A 15,096-nucleotide genomic window follows, 5' to 3' on the forward strand; every position below is an offset into this window, starting at 1 on the left:
CATCCCAGACTGACTTCTCAGGGGGCACAGATGAAGTTTCATACCGTTCTCAACACCGCGACGAGCGCGATCGCCGTTGGTGCTGCATTCCTCGCTATGCCGGCTTTCGCCCAGTCGACCGGCTCGATCGACTTCGACAACGACGCCATCGTCGTCACCGGTGCACGCGCTTCGGACGTTGCGGGCGTTGAACTGCCCGATTCGTCGAAGGCCAAGCAGGTCGTTACGCAGGAACTCATCAGCCGCGGCACGCCCGGCCAGTCGGTCGGCGAATCGATCAACCTGATCCCCGGCGTCAGCTTCACCAACAATGACGCCTACGGCTCTTCGGGTGGCAACCTGATGATTCGTGGCTTCGACGACACGCGCATCTCGATGACCTTCGACGGTCTGCCGCTGAACGACACCGGTGGCTACTCGCTCTACACCAACCAGCAGCTTGACCCCGAGCTGATCGAACAGGTCAACGTCAACCTCGGCACCACCGACGTCGACTCGCCGACGGCAGCCGCTTCGGGTTCGACGGTGAACTACCGTTCGATCAACCCGGACGAGGAATTCGGCGCGCGTATGGTCGGCACGGTCGGCGAAAACGACAAGATGCGCATCTTCGCGATGATCAACACCGGTAACCTGAACGATTCGGGTACCCGTGCGTGGTTCGCGGCTTCGAAGGACACCTATACCCCGCTGTGGGGGCACTTCGGCAAGATCGACAAGACCCAGGTCAACGGCAAGATCTACCAGCCGCTCGGCGACAACGGTGACTTCATCTCGGTTGCAGGTCACTACAACTGGAACCGCAACAACAACGCTTCGGACTGGGCTCTGCGCGACGACGTGGCGTTCACCGCAGGCGGCATCCCGCTCAACAAGGACGAGCGCGACGCCTACCGTGTCACCCCGTGCCAGCGGGCCGAAGGCGTCTACGGCGTTGCGGACACCTACTCGAGCTGCGGCACGAGCTACGAATACGGCTACAACCCGTCGAACACGGGCAACATCCGCATCAACTCGCGCTTCACGCTCAGCGACAGCCTCGTCCTGACCGTCGATCCCTCGTTCCAGGTGACTTCGGCGAACGGCGGCAGCGGCTACGTGCGCGCCTATGAATACGCCTACAACGACGCAGTCCTGGGTTCGCACCCCACCAGTTCGGTCGTGAGCGGCTACATCACCGATGGCAGCTATGCGAATGCCTACTTCGGCGGCGTCGACCTGAACGGTGACGGTGACACGATGGATACCGTCAACCTCGCCGGCCCCAGCCAGACCCGCACGCAGCGCATCGGCGTGATCGCCTCGCTGCGCTACGATCTCAACGACAGCAACCGCTTCCGCGTGGCCTACAGCTACGACCGCGGCCGCCACCGTCAGACCGGCGAACTGGGCCTGCTCAACGACGACGGCACGCGCGCGCATTACTTCAACATGGACGATGCCCTCACCGACGTGAACGGCAACATCCTGCAGAAGCGCGACCGCCTGTCCTACGCGATCCTGCACCAGTTCTCGGGTGAATACTCGGGCGACTTCGCGAACGACACGCTGCACCTCAACGCCGGTTTGCGCGTTCCCTTCTTCCGCCGCAACCTGACCAACAATTGCATCACCTCGACGAGCTCGGGCACGGTGAGCTGCTTCACCACCGACACGGCGGACCAGGCAGCTTACGCGGCCGAGCATCCGACGCATGGTGCGCCTGACCACCGCGTGTTCAACTACAGCCGCGTGCTGCCGACCGCGGGCCTGACCTTCAATGTCACGCCCGAAGCGAGCATCTACGCGAACTACTCGATGGGCCTGCAGGTTCCGGGTACCGACGCGCTCTACCAGTCGTTCTACTATGCACCGGGTGAGCCGGGCGCCAAGTCGCCGAACCCCGAGACCTCGAACAACTTCGACCTCGGCATCCGCTACCGCAGCGGCATGATCCAGGCGAACCTGGGTGGCTGGTACACGATCTTCGCGGATCGCCTGTCCTCGTCGTACGACCCGACCTCGCAGATCACCACCTACACCAACCTCGGTACGGTGGACCGCTACGGCATCGACGGTACTTTCGCGGTGCAGCCCGACAGCCACTTCACGGCCTACGTCTTCGGTTCGTACCTCTGGTCGAAGATCCGCGACGACGTCCAGACCTCGGCGACCGGCTACGCCGAAACCAAGGGCAACATGGAAGGCGGCGTGCCGTCCTACACCTTCGGTGGTCGTGTGCAGGGCAACGTGGGGCCGCTTTCGGTCGGCGTAGAAGCCAAGCGTACCGGTTCGCGTTACTACAACAGCCTGAACACACCGGTCTACTCGCGTTCCGGCGATCAGATCTGGGGCTCCAAGGTTCCGGCCTACACCGTCGTCAACCTCGACGCGCGTCTCGACATGAGCTTCGTTGGCATGGGCGACAAGACCTTCGTCCAGCTCAACGTCGCCAACCTCTTCGACGAGTTCTACTACGGCTCGTTCGACGATGCGGGCGTGTCGGACACCGCCACCTCGTACACCTACATCGGTGCGGGCCGCACGGTTTCGGCTTCGATCAACTTCCAGTTCTGATCGGTTCGCACCGATCCACGACGGAAAAAGCGAAAAGAGGGAGGGGCCTGCGGGCCTCTCCCTTTTTTGTGCGCCGCGATGACCCGTTTCGGCGCGGAATTGCGGCAAATTTGGTCCAGGGGACCTGATTTCGAAGCCGGAAATCGCTGTGGCTCGATTGCCACAGGTGCATCGCCTCTGGTGTACGCGCGAAAACTTCGTCTCGAAATTGTCATGAACGAGCGGCTAAGGGCGCCTGCGCAGCGGGGTGCGACCCGCTGATTGAGGACGACCGTTGGCGGACGGTTCGACTTTGCCTTGAGCAAGGAAGCGCTCGCCAGGAAATCTCGCTCTCTCCCCCGAGAGCGTATAAAGAGGTCGTTAGTTAATGAAAAAGCTCAGCTATTTCGCTGCAGGCGCGGCGTCGCTGGCGGTTGCCAGCGCGCTTGGCTCCGCCCCCGTCCAGGCCCAGTCGACGGGTTCGATCGATTTCGAGAACAGCGAAATCGTCGTCACCGGCCAGACCGAGAAGGGCGTCGCCGGAATCGAACTGCCCGACACGTCGAAGGCCAAGCAGGTCATCGACCAGAGCCTGATCGGCCGTGGTACGCCGGGCCAGACCATCAACGAGACGATCAACCTCGTCCCCGGCGTCAGCTTCACCAACAACGACGCCTACGGCTCCTCGGGCGGCAGCCTGATGATCCGTGGCTTCGACGACACGCGCATCTCGCAGACTTTCGACGGAATTCCGCTCAACGACACCGGCAACTATTCGCTCTACACCAACCAGCAGCTCGACCCCGAACTGATCGAGCAGGTCAACGTGAACCTGGGCACCACCGACGTCGATTCCCCCACGGCATCGGCTTCGGGCTCGACCGTCAACTACCGCTCGATCGACCCCGACCACGAATTCGGCGCGCGCATGGTCGGTACGATCGGCGAGCAGAACAAGATGCGCATCTTCGGCCTGATCAACACGGGCGATCTCAACTCCTCGGGCACGCGCGCCTGGTTCTCGGCCTCGAAGGACACCTACGACGCGCTCTGGGGCGACTACGGCAAGATCGACAAGACCCAGTTCAACGCCAAGGTCTACCAGCCTCTCGGCAACAACGGCGATTTCATCTCGGTCTCGGGTCACTACAACCGCAACCGCAACAACAACGCCTCCGACTGGGTGATGAGCACCGCGACTTCGTACGCGGATGGCGGAATTCCGCTCAACAAGTCCGAGCGCGATTCCTACCAGGTCGCCCGCTGCCAGGTCGCAGCCGGCACCAGCGGCGTTGCGGATTCGGCGGATGCTTGCGGCACCGCCTATGAGTACGGTTACAACCCGTCGAACACGGGCAATATCCGCATCAACTCGCGCTTCACGCTCAGCGACAAGATGGTCCTGACCGTCGACCCCTACTTCCAATATACCTCGGCCAACGGCGGCAGCGGCTATGCGACCGCTTATGAGGGCACCTACAGCGACACGATCACCAGTGGCTACATCGGGGGCACGGCCTATTTTGGCGGTGTCGATCTCAATGGCGACGGCGATACCATGGACAAGGTGCGCATTGCCGCTCCCAGCCAGACCGTCACCAACCGCATCGGCGTGATCGCCTCGCTGCGCTACGACATCGATGCCGACAACCGCGTGCGCGTGGCCTATACCTACGATCGCGGTCGCCACCGCCAGACCGGCGAGCTGGGCCTGATCAACTCCGACGGCAGCCGCGCCAACTATTTCAACATCGATAGCGCGCTGACCGACGTCAACGGCAACATCCTGCAGAAGCGCGACCGCCTGTCCTACGCGATCCTGCACCAGGTCTCGGGCGAGTACACCGGCGACTGGCTGGATGACACGCTGCACGTCAACGCGGGCGTGCGCGTGCCCTTCTTCCGTCGCAACCTCACCAACAACTGCCTGACCACCAGCAATTCGGGCTACGTCAGCTGCTTCACCACCGACAGCGCCGACGAGGCCGCCTATGCCGCCACGCTTTCGAGCTATGGCGGGCGTGACCAGCGCGAGTTCACCTACAGCCACGTGCTGCCGACCTTCGGCCTGGTCTACAACCTCGCGCCCGAAGCCAGCGTCTACTTCAACTACTCGATGGGCATGCAGGTCCCGGGCACGGACAACCTGTACCAGACCTTCTACTACGACGAGTCCGACGCGCGCGCGAAGTCGGCCAAGCCCGAGACTTCGAACAACTTCGATCTCGGCGTGCGCTATTCGAGCGGGATCATCCAGGCCAACCTCGGCGCCTGGTACACGATCTTCTCGAACCGCCTGTCTTCCTCGTGGGATCCGGTGAACCAGATCTCGACCTACACCAACCTGGGAACGGTCGACCGTTACGGCATCGACGCGACCTTCGCGGTCCAGCCCGACAGCCACGTGAAGGCCTACCTATTCGGTTCGTACTTGTGGTCGAGCATTCGCGACGACGTCGCGGATTCTTCGGGCGGTTACTATGCGACCTCGGGCAAGATGGAAGGCGGCATTCCGCACTACACCTTCGGCGGCCGCATCGAAGGCAACGCCGGTCCGGTCTCGCTGGGCCTCGACGTGAAGCGCACCGGTGCGCGCTACTACAACGACCAGAACGAGACGGTCCTTGACGACGACGGCAACCAGATCTGGGGCGCCAAGGTTCCGGCCTACACCGTGGTCAATCTCGACGCGCGGCTGAACATGGCGTTTGCGGGCATGGGCGACAAGACCTTCGTCCAGCTCAACGTCGTCAACCTCTTCGACGAGTTCTACTACGGTTCGTTCGACGATGCCGGTCCGGACCGGACCGACACGAGCTACGCCTACATCGGCGCCGGTCGCACGATCTCGGGTTCGATCAGCTTCCAGTTCTGACCGAGCTCGGCCAAGGTCGCACAGAAGGAAGGGGAGGGCCGCGCGGCTCTCCCCTTTTTCGTGTCCACGTGCGGTTGGAGCGCCGCTGCGGCGCGCGGCCTCATTCGTAGACGCAGGTGTCGTAGCTGCCGCGCACCGTGCCGATGCGCGCGGCGATGGTGTTGCCGTAGCGGCGGGTGAAGCCGCCCGGGCTCTTTACACTGCGGGTCTTGGGGCTGGGGAGGGCAGCCGCCATGCGGGCGGCCTGAACGCGGCTGAGATCGGCGGCCGAAGTGCCGAAATAGCGCTGCGCCCCCGCCTCCACGCCATACGTGCCGATGCCCGTCTCGGCGACATTGAGGTAGACTTCCATGATCCGGCGCTTGTCCCACAGGTGCTCGATCAGGAAAGTGAACCAGACTTCGAAGCCCTTGCGCGCATAGCGGCTCCAGCCCTCGCCCTGCCACAGGAAGACGTTCTTGGCGGTCTGCTGGCTGATCGTCGAACCGCCGCGAAGCTGGCCGCCCGCCGCGTTGCGCTTCATCGCGTTCTCGATCGCGTCGGTATCGAACCCGTTGTGCGAGCAGAACTTGCTGTCTTCGGCCGCGATCGCGGCGTCCACCATGTTGCGGTTGATGCCCTCGAGCGAGGTCCAGTCCTTGGTGATGCCGTTGCCGTCGGTCAGCATGGTCAGCGTTACGGGCACGGGCACGAAGCGGTAGAGCAGCGTGATGCCGACGCTCAGGAGGATGAAACCGAGTATCAGCTTGGCGAAGAGGCGCATGGGGCAGGCGATCCTGTAGGCGATGAGTGCCCGGCCAGATAGCCTGCCTCGGGGGCGGAGGGCCAGAGCCAAGCGCGGCGATGTCCGCAATCACGGACATCGCCATAGGCAGAAACGAAAAGCGCCGCCTCTCGCCTGGGGCGAGGGCGGCGCGTTCGACGCTCTTGGCGAGGGTCCGTTCAGCCGGCGGGCAGCAACTGCTTGTCGGTGGCGATGCGGTTCATCGCCTTTTGCAGCTTCTCGAAGGCGCGTACTTCGATCTGGCGCACGCGTTCGCGGCTGACGTTGTAGACCTGGCTCAGTTCCTCGAGCGTCTTGGGGTCTTCGGACAGGCGGCGTTCGGTGAGGATGTCGCGCTCGCGGTCGTTGAGCTGGTCCATCGCCTCGACAAGCATGTCGTGGCGGACGGTCTTTTCCTCGGCCTCGGCGACGATCTCGTCCTGCAGCGGCTTGTCATCCTGCAGGATGTCCATCCACTGGCCTTCGCCTTCCTCGCGCAAGCTGACGTTGAGCGAGGCATCGCCGCCCATCATCATGCGCCGGTTCATGTTGACCACTTCCTGCTCGGACACGCCCAGCGTCGTGGCGATCTTGGTCACGTCGTCGGGGTGGAGATCGGAGTCCTCGTACGCGTCGAGGTTCTTCTTCATCCGGCGAAGGTTGAAGAAGAGCTTCTTCTGCGCCGCCGTGGTGCCCATCTTCACGAGGCTCCACGAACGCAGGATGTACTCTTGAATCGAGGCCTTGATCCACCACATCGCATACGTGGCAAGTCGGAAACCACGGTCGGGCTCGAACTTCTTCACGCCCTGCATGAGGCCGATGTTGCCTTCGGAAATGAGTTCGGAGACGGGCAGGCCATAGCCGCGATAGCCCATCGCGATCTTGGCGACGAGTCGCAGGTGGCTGGTCACCAGCTGGGCGGCGGCCTGCGGGTCCTCGTGCTCCTTGTAGCGCTGGGCGAGCATGTATTCCTGCTCGGGCTTGAGCACCGGGAACTTGCGGATCTCGGCCAGGTAGCGGTTGAGGCTCTGCTCACCGCCCAGGGCCGGGACTGCCGGTAGGTTACGTTGGGTATTGCTCACTGGTATCCGTCCTTCTTCTCGGTCGGCGCGCGGTCTAAGACCCTTGTGCTAGGCATCTTAACTTGCGGCCACCTGTTAATCCTAGCACACAAATCCGATTTCAGAGTCGCAATTCGTCGATCAGGGTCCGCATGTCGTCGGGCAGGGCGCTCGCGAAACGGACGTTCTCACCTGTAACGGGATGGACGAAGCCAAGTTCCGCTGCGTGCAAAGCCTGCCGCGAAAAAGCGAGTCGGGAGAGAATCGGCCGGATGGCCTTGGGTGTGCGTCCATAAACAGGATCACCCAATAGCATGTGGCCGATTGACGACATGTGAACACGCACCTGATGGGTCCGACCGGTCTCGAGCCGGCACTCGACGAGGCTCGCGTAGGCGAAATTCTCAAGCGTACGGTAGTGGGTCACCGCGTGCTTGCCGCGCCCTTCCTCGACGATCGTCATCTTCTTGCGGTCGTGGCTCGAGCGCCCGATCGCCCCGCGCACGGTGCCCGCCATCGGGATCGGCCGTCCGGCCACCACCGCCTTGTAGGCGCGCTCGATCGAGTGGTCGGCGAACTGCACGGCCAGGCCTTCGTGCGCGCGGTCGGTCTTGGCAACGACGAGCAGGCCCGAGGTGTCCTTGTCGATGCGGTGGACGATGCCCGGGCGCGCGACTCCGCCGATCCCCGAAAGCTGCCCCCGACAGTGGTGGAGGAGGGCGTTGACGAGCGTACCGTCGGGATTTCCCGCAGCCGGGTGGACGACGAGGCCGGCGGGCTTGTCGATGACGATGAGTTCCTCGTCCTCGTAGACCACGACGAGCGGAATGTCCTGCGCGATCGCCTCGGCGGGCGTGGCCTCGGGAACCTCGATCGCGAAGGCGGTGCCGCCCGCGACCTTGGCCGAGGCCTGGCTGACCGGCTTGCCCTCGAGCGTGATGCACCCTTGCGCCAGGAGCGCCTTGATGCGCTCGCGCGAGAGGCCGCTGGCGTCGGCCAGCGCCTTGTCGAGCCGTCCACCCGACGGTGGAATGTGCCCTGCGACGATGTTTGCGGTTGCCCCCATTGCCGCTAGCATTTGGGGATGGACGTCGAGGTGACAAGGGGGGTGCTGGAATTGCTCCACAGCCAGGCTGCGCTGGCCGCGCCCGAGGAGTGCTGCGGGCTCCTTCTGGGCGTGCGCGGAGAGGGGGGCGAGCGAATCGATGCGATCCGGCCTGCCGCCAACCTGGCCGCGACCCCGCGCGTGCGTTTCGAGATCGACCCGATGGTCCTGTTTGCCGCGCACAAGGCGGCGCGGGCCGGCGGGCCGCAGGTCGTGGGCTACTACCACTCGCACCCTACGGGAAAACCGGCGCCGTCCGTCACGGATTGTGAACATTCCACCGGCGATTGTCGCATTTGGGCGATCGTTGCCGAGGGCGTTGTTGCTTTCTGGCGCGATCGCGCGGAAGGGTTCGAACCCGTGCGGTGCCGCGAGGTGTGAGGGACGGGGGCTGGTAAATGCCGCAAGCGTTCCCACCTGAGGGAGCACCGGCTGGAACGACAAGAAAAACGGAAAGAATTTCTCCATGACGACGAGCTCGCTCGATCTCGCAAGCCTGCTGTGTTCGCGCCTCTGCCATGACCTGCTCAGCCCCGTGGGGGCGCTTACCAACGGGCTCGAGCTGCTGGCGGACGAGAACGATCCCGAGATGCGCCAGCGCTGTTTCGAGCTGCTTGAACAGAGCGCGCGGATCTCGGCGGACAAGCTCAAGTTCTTCCGTCTGGCCTATGGCGCGGCCGGGGGCTTCGGCGAGCGCGTTGCGGTGGGCGAGGCGAAGGGGCTGGTCGAGGCGCTCGTCGCCAACAACGCGCGCATCACGATCAACTGGGCGATCTCGGCCGATGCCCTGCCCAAGCCCGCGATCAAGACCTTGCTCAACTTCGCCCTGTTCGGGATCGAGGCGCTGCCGCGCGGCGGTACGCTCGACCTCGCGGTGGAACTGCGTCCCGAGCAGATCGGCGATGGCACGTCCGAGCTGGTCGTGCGCGCGGCAGGCCCGCGCATCGCCTTCGATCCTTCGGTCGGCCAGGCGCTCGAGGGAACCCTGCCCGAAGCCGAGCTTTCCAGCCGGACGGCACCCGCGGCCATGCTCAACCAGCTGGCGCAGACGGTCGGCGGGCGCATGCAGTTTGCCTTGGGCGAGGGTGCCCTGATACTGGGAGCGGTCCTCCCCGGAGCCTGAGCGGCAACCCGATGGCGTGAAGGACAGGAGACGCGAACGACGATGAACCGGTGGCTGGTCAATTCCTTCGTGCAATCGCCCAACTGGAACGCGCGCAAGCGGCCGATCACCATGGTCGTGCTGCACTACACCGGCATGAAGAGCGCGGCCGAGGCGCTCGAGCGGATGTGCGATCCGGCCGCCGAGGTCTCCGCGCACTACATGATCGACGAGGAGGGCATCGTCACGTCGCTCGTCTCGGAAGAGAACCGCGCCTGGCACGCGGGCCGTTCGTACTGGCGCGGCGAGAGCGACGTCAATTCGGCCTCGATCGGCATCGAGCTGGTCAATCCGGGTCACGAATGGGGCTACCGCGCCTTTCCCGAGGCGCAGATGGACGCGCTCCTTCCGCTGCTCGCCGACATTCTCGATCGCCACGACATTCCGCGCGCCAACGTGGTGGGCCATTCGGACATCGCGCCCGCGCGCAAGCAGGATCCGGGCGAGCTGTTCGACTGGGCGCGACTTGGCGAACTGGGCCTCGCACTCGACATTCCCAAGGCGCGCATGAACCTGTTCTACGACAATCCGGGCAAGTTCTATCTCGCGCTCGAGCGCTTCGGCTACGACATCACCGATGGCCGCGCGGCGGTCACCGCCTTCCAGCGGCGCTGGCGCCCGGAACTGATCGATGGAGAGATCGACGGGGAAATCGGGGGCATCCTGTTCGAACTCCTGTTGGAGCGCGACATCGGTCGTGCTAGGTGAGCGCCCGTGCCGGGGAGCCGGGCAGCCGCGTCATGGCTTTTGCCATGCCGAGGAAAGTCCGGGCTCCACGAAACAAGGGTGGCGGGTAACGCCCGCCGGACGAGTGCGATCCTTCGGGCCCGCGCGAAGTTCAGGGACAGTGCCACAGAGAGCAAACCGCCGATGACCCCCACTGCGTTCGCGCCGTGACGGGAACAGGTAAGGCTGAAAGGGTGCGGTAAGAGCGCACCGCGCTGCCGGTAACGGTAAGCGGCAGGGTAAACCCCACTCGGAGCAAGACCGAATAGGGGCTGCGCGCCGTCTCGAACGGCCGGTCGGTTTCGGACCGAGGCAGCCCGGGTTGGTTGCTTGAGCGTCTCGGCAACGGGACGCCTAGAGGAATGGCTGCCACCGCGGCGTAAGGTCCCTCGTTCAAGGAAACTTGAGGGAGACCACGCCAGGTACAGAACCCGGCTTACAGGCTCCCCGGCACACGTTTTCCTAAATCCTGTCAGGCCGAGACGCGGTCGAGCGCCTCGCCCTGGTCCTCGCCCGAAGCGTCGCTTGCGGTCAGGAACCAGCGCTGCTGGCCTTCGATGCCGATCGCGGTGAGCATGCCGTGGACATAGGCGCCGGTGTCGATCCCGATGCGATTGGGGCGTTCGTCGGGTTCGGGCGTAATGGTGTGGCCGTGGACGACAAAGCCGCCGAAATCCCCGGCATGGCTGAGGAAGGGTTCGCGGATCCAGCGGCAGTCGTTGGCCAGTTGCATCTCGATCGGAACGCCGGGGCGCAGCCCGGCATGGACGAAGACGTAGTCGCCCTTCTGCACCAGCTTCTTGAACCCCTGGATGAAGGCGATGTCCTCCGCCGGTATCGCCTGCGCGGCGAGAACCTGCAGGTCCTCTACCGCGAGTTCGGCGATCGTTTCGGGAGAGATGCCGTAGGAGGCGAGCGTTTCGATCCCGCCAAAGCGCAGGAAGGCGCGCATGGTGCTGGCATCCTCGAAGCAGGACATCAGCATTTCCTCGTGGTTGCCCGAGAGGATCTCGACGGTGCGTTCACGCGAAAGCGCGCGTGCGCGGGCCAGAACGCCGGCGCTGTCGGGGCCCCGGTCGATCAGGTCGCCGAGCAGGACGATCGTGGTCGCCGCGGCCGGCCGTCCGGCCTCGTCGCGTGCGATTTGCGCGAGCAGGTCCTCGAAAAGGTCCAGGCGCCCGTGAATGTCGCCAATGGCGTAAACTCTCTCATGGTAGGGGAGAGACGGCTGGTTCGCCGCTTTGGGCGCCGCGAAAAGCTTGCGAAGTTTTCCTAGCATGTGATGCCTTGGATACGATTGCGAGAGGCTCACGACAAGTCCGCGACGACGCGTATCCTCAGATGTCGGGAACACTTGGGCTCAAATCTGCGCGGCTGGGCTCATCAGGCTGCGAGGTTAAGGGCCCGGCAGGCATGTTCGCCCGGCCGGACGGGCACAGGGGCGAATTCGGGTCTTGGTTGCGGGGGGGCGATTGGCTAGGGCTATCCGGGCAGTGCCGAGGCTTGCGCTTGCGTGCGCCCGTGAAGGGTCGCGCGATTGCGGTTTCGCAACGAATGCCCCCAGCAAAAAGGATGTCCACCGTGACCCGCTACCTGCACACCATGATCCGCGTGACCGACCCCGACGCGACGATCGCTTTCTTCAATCTCCTCGGCCTCGACGAGACCCGCCGTATCGAGAGCGAGCAGGGGCGCTTCACGCTGGTCTACCTCGCCTGCAAGGGGCAAGAGGATGCCGAAGTGGAGCTGACCTACAATTGGCCGGCCGAGGATGGTTCGTTCGAGACGTACGAGGGTGGGCGCAATTTCGGGCACCTCGCGTTCCAGGTGGAAGACATTTACGCGACCTGCCAGACGCTTGCCGACGCGGGCATTACGATCAACCGTCCGCCGCGCGACGGGCATATGGCCTTCGTGAAGACGCCCGACGGTATCTCGATCGAGCTTCTCCAGAACGGTCGTCTCGCGCCGCGCGAGCCGTGGGCGAGCATGGCGAACAGCGGCAGCTGGTAGGCCCCTCGGAGCCCCGCGCACCGGCCGCGCGGGGCACGCCTTGCGGCGCGCGCTGGCTGCGCCATTCGGGTGAAATTAAGTATTAAATTTATGCAATATAGCAATTAGTCGCGTGCAGAGGCTTAATGTAGATTAGGCATTAATCCATAGTTCCTGAAAGGGGAGTCGCCCTGGCGTGGACGGCGCCCATTTTTTTGGGGGGCACTGTGGAGGCACTTTTATTTCTGCATTGGGGGTGCGCCTTCCTCCAGTCGATCGAACGCGAATTGCTGCTGTTTTCAGCGTTTTGGTTTGTACTCGGTGCGCTGGATGACTTTGCGGTAGACCTCGTCTGGATCGTTCTGAAGCTGAGGGGGCGGGGGCGTGACGAATCGATCACGCGCCCCGCAGCCGCCGCGCCGCTGCGGGGGAGAGCCGCCATCCTCATCGCGGCCTGGCAGGAAGAGCACGTCATCGGCCATACCATTCGCCACGCGCTGGCGGCGTGGCGGCAGCGCGATTACACCTTGTATGTCGGCTGCTACGGCAACGATCCGACCACGGTGAGCGCGGCGATGGCCGCTGCCGGCGGGGATCCGCGGGTGCGCGTGGTGATCCATGCGAGTGCGGGCCCGACCACCAAGGCGGATTGCCTCAACCGTATCTACGCCGCACTGTGCCTCGACGAGCGGCGCGGTGCGGGACGTTTCGCGTTCCTGGTCCTTCACGATTCGGAAGACATGGTCCATCCGGCCGAACTGGCCGTCTTCGACCGCGCGCTGATACAGGCCGATTACGTGCAGTTGCCGGTGCGGCCCGAGCCGCAGCGGACCTCGCGCTGGATCGGCGGCCACTACTGCGACGAATTCACCGAGGCGCACGCCAAGGCCCTCGTCGTGCGCGATGCGCTGGGTGTCGGCATTCCGGCTGCCGGCGTCGGCTGCGCCTTCTCGCGCGCGATGATCGAGCGCATCGCGCGCATGCGCTCCGGCCAGAGCCTGGGCGGTCCCTTCGCCGGCGAGTGCCTGACCGAGGACTACGAGCTCGGGCTTCTGGTTCAGCGCCAAGGCGGGCGTTCGCGTTTCCTGCGCGTGCGCGACGCCGGTGGCGAACTGGTGGCGACGCGCGCCTATTTCCCGGGCACCCTGGAATCGTCGGTGCGCCAGAAGTCCCGCTGGATACTCGGAATTGCCTTCCAGGGTTGGGATCGACTGGGCTGGGACAGTCGGCTGCGGGATTGGTGGATGGTGCTGCGGGACCGGCGCGGACCGCTGTCGGCCTTCGTGCTGGCCTGTTCTTATGGCCTGCTGGCGGTGGAACTCGCCTTGGGCGCGGCCGAGTTTGCCGGCCTCCATGCGCGCGAGCCAGCGCCGCCGATCCTGCAGCCTTTGCTTGTTCTGTGCATCCTCGCTTTCTCCTGGCGCACGGCGCAGCGCTTTGCGTTCACCGCCAGCGAGTACGGCCTTCGCGAAGGGGCTTTCGCTGTCCTGCGCATTCCCGTCGCCAATCTCATTGCCATACTCGCCGGTCGCCGGGCGATCACCGCCTACGTGCGCAGCTTGAGAGGGTCGGGGCTGGTGTGGGACAAGACTTCGCACCGCGCGCACCCGGTCATCACGAGCGAGGCAACCTGATGCCCGAGCGCATGCGCGGGCAGCCTTTGGTGGCATTCGTGGCCGTGCTCGCCGGATGGCTCGGCGGACGTGTGGCGACGCTTGATCCGGTATCGCTCCTGCACGTTCCGCTGCAATCCGCGGCGTACCTGCCGCGCTCCTACAAGGCCTTGCCTGTATCCGACCGGGGGCAAAGCGATTTCTCGGTCGATGGCCCGCAATCTTACGCGTCTCTGGGCGAGGCCGATGGATGGCGGGGGCGCAGCGAAGCACTGGAGGACTTGCCGCGTGCAAGCGCATCCGAGCTGATCCGCCTCTTGGCCGCGCTGCTCGACAATCGGGGGCGCGGGGCGTCCGGCCCCTATCCGGAATTGCCCCCGCGCGGCGTCGGAGACCCGGCAAGGGGAGGGCCAGCCGATTTCTACCTTGCACCGGGAACATCCGGCTTCGATCTGGGCGAGGTCATGCCTGCGGGCTTCGCACCTGCGCCGCGCGGCGCTGGAGCGGCTTCCGGAACAGGTGCCACGCCCGCGAGCACGGCGTATGATCCGCAAGCGCCCCAAGTGCGTCCCCGGCGCTGGTCGGCCGATGCTTGGGCGCTGGTGCGCAGCGGCGAGGGGGCGGTCAGCGGGTCGGGTACATTGCCTTCGACGTATGGCGGCAGTCAGGCCGGAGCGGTGCTTCGCTATCGACTGCGGCCGTCCAGCGGGCACCGTCCGACCGGCTACATGCGCACGACCGCCGCGCTTGGCGAGGTCCAAGAGAGCGCGGCAGCCCTTGGATTCGCGGTCCGGCCCTTGCCTCGCGTTCCTCTCAGCGCGATGGTCGAGGGGCGTCTCACCAATGGCCTGGGGGGCAATCGCGTCCAGCCCGCCGCCCTCGTGACGAGCGAATTGCCGCCCTTCGAGGTCGTCGAGGGCGTCCGCGCGGAAATCTATGGTCAGGCGGGCTATGTCGCCGGGCGTTATGCGACTGCGTTCGGGGATGGTCAGATTCGGCTCGATCGCGGGTTCGCGCGGTTGGGGCCGTTCGACGCGCGTCTCGGCGGCGGTGTCTGGGGCGGCGCGCAGAAGGGGGCGGCGCGCCTCGACGCGGGCCCCTCGATGGTGCTGGCAGGTCCACTCGGCAAGCGCTATTTCGGCCGACTGGCGCTCGACTGGCGCCTGCGCGTTGCGGGCGATGCCGCGCCCGGTTCGGGGCCGGCGCTGACGCTGTCCGCAGGTTTCTGATACGCAGCAGGCCATTACCGGCTTTTCACGGG

At 64.9% G+C, this 15,096-nt stretch carries 12 protein-coding genes and 1 other RNA gene; 9 read left to right on the plus strand and 4 right to left on the minus strand.

The window, feature by feature from the left end; translation table 11 throughout:
- Positions 1-30 precede the first annotated feature (30 nt).
- Positions 31-2,556, plus strand: coding sequence for a TonB-dependent receptor (locus HT136_RS00285; RefSeq protein WP_214196636.1), 2,526 nt, complete (start codon positions 31-33; stop codon positions 2,554-2,556).
- Between the two features lie 367 nt (positions 2,557-2,923).
- Positions 2,924-5,410, plus strand: a complete 2,487-nt coding sequence (locus HT136_RS00290; RefSeq protein WP_214196637.1) for a TonB-dependent receptor — start codon at positions 2,924-2,926, stop codon at positions 5,408-5,410.
- 100 nt (positions 5,411-5,510) lie between these two features.
- On the opposite strand, the gene mtgA is transcribed toward HT136_RS00290, so the two are convergent.
- The 3 genes from mtgA to HT136_RS00305 all read right to left on the minus strand — a co-directional run bounded on the left by mtgA (position 5,511) and on the right by HT136_RS00305 (position 8,303).
- Positions 5,511-6,173 carry a monofunctional biosynthetic peptidoglycan transglycosylase gene (gene mtgA / locus HT136_RS00295; protein WP_214196638.1) on the minus strand — a complete coding sequence of 221 codons (663 nt, stop codon included), beginning with the start codon at positions 6,171-6,173 and terminating at the stop codon, positions 5,511-5,513.
- A 179-nt stretch (positions 6,174-6,352) separates the two neighbouring features.
- Positions 6,353-7,258: an RNA polymerase sigma factor RpoH gene (rpoH, locus tag HT136_RS00300; protein WP_343222065.1), complete on the minus strand. Its 906-nt coding sequence runs from the start codon at positions 7,256-7,258 to the stop codon at positions 6,353-6,355.
- A gap of 100 nt (positions 7,259-7,358) precedes the next feature.
- Positions 7,359-8,303 (minus strand): RluA family pseudouridine synthase, encoded by a 945-nt coding sequence (locus HT136_RS00305; protein WP_214196639.1) that lies wholly within the window; start codon positions 8,301-8,303, stop codon positions 7,359-7,361.
- An 18-nt stretch (positions 8,304-8,321) separates the two neighbouring features.
- Between HT136_RS00305 and HT136_RS00310 the strand changes: the two genes are divergently transcribed.
- The 4 genes from HT136_RS00310 (at position 8,322) to rnpB (ending at position 10,685) form a co-directional block, all read left to right on the plus strand.
- Positions 8,322-8,723 carry a M67 family metallopeptidase gene (locus tag HT136_RS00310; RefSeq protein WP_214196640.1) on the plus strand — a complete coding sequence of 134 codons (402 nt, stop codon included), beginning with the start codon at positions 8,322-8,324 and terminating at the stop codon, positions 8,721-8,723.
- An 85-nt stretch (positions 8,724-8,808) separates the two neighbouring features.
- Positions 8,809-9,465: a histidine phosphotransferase family protein gene (locus HT136_RS00315; RefSeq protein WP_214196641.1), complete on the plus strand. Its 657-nt coding sequence runs from the start codon at positions 8,809-8,811 to the stop codon at positions 9,463-9,465.
- A gap of 42 nt (positions 9,466-9,507) precedes the next feature.
- Positions 9,508-10,212, plus strand: coding sequence for an N-acetylmuramoyl-L-alanine amidase (locus HT136_RS00320; RefSeq protein ID WP_214196642.1), 705 nt, complete (start codon positions 9,508-9,510; stop codon positions 10,210-10,212).
- A 9-nt stretch (positions 10,213-10,221) separates the two neighbouring features.
- Positions 10,222-10,685, plus strand: an RNA gene (rnpB, locus tag HT136_RS00325) — RNase P RNA component class A.
- A gap of 17 nt (positions 10,686-10,702) precedes the next feature.
- On the opposite strand, the gene HT136_RS00330 is transcribed toward rnpB, so the two are convergent.
- Positions 10,703-11,509, minus strand: a complete 807-nt coding sequence (locus HT136_RS00330) for a metallophosphoesterase (RefSeq protein ID WP_214196643.1) — start codon at positions 11,507-11,509, stop codon at positions 10,703-10,705.
- 302 nt (positions 11,510-11,811) lie between these two features.
- Here HT136_RS00330 and HT136_RS00335 point away from each other — a divergent pair, with 302 nt between their 5' ends.
- The 3 genes from HT136_RS00335 (at position 11,812) to HT136_RS00345 (ending at position 15,064) form a co-directional block, all read left to right on the plus strand.
- Positions 11,812-12,243, plus strand: coding sequence for a VOC family protein (locus tag HT136_RS00335; RefSeq protein WP_214196644.1), 432 nt, complete (start codon positions 11,812-11,814; stop codon positions 12,241-12,243).
- Between the two features lie 206 nt (positions 12,244-12,449).
- Positions 12,450-13,856: a glycosyl transferase family protein gene (locus tag HT136_RS00340; RefSeq protein WP_343222066.1), complete on the plus strand. Its 1,407-nt coding sequence runs from the start codon at positions 12,450-12,452 to the stop codon at positions 13,854-13,856.
- Positions 13,856-15,064 (plus strand): hypothetical protein, encoded by a 1,209-nt coding sequence (locus HT136_RS00345; RefSeq protein WP_214196645.1) that lies wholly within the window; start codon positions 13,856-13,858, stop codon positions 15,062-15,064. The genes HT136_RS00340 and HT136_RS00345 overlap by 1 nt, the downstream gene beginning before the upstream one ends.
- Positions 15,065-15,096: the final 32 nt, after the last annotated feature.

This window comes from Novosphingobium profundi (assembly GCF_018491765.1).
GTDB lineage: Bacteria > Pseudomonadota > Alphaproteobacteria > Sphingomonadales > Sphingomonadaceae > Novosphingobium > Novosphingobium profundi.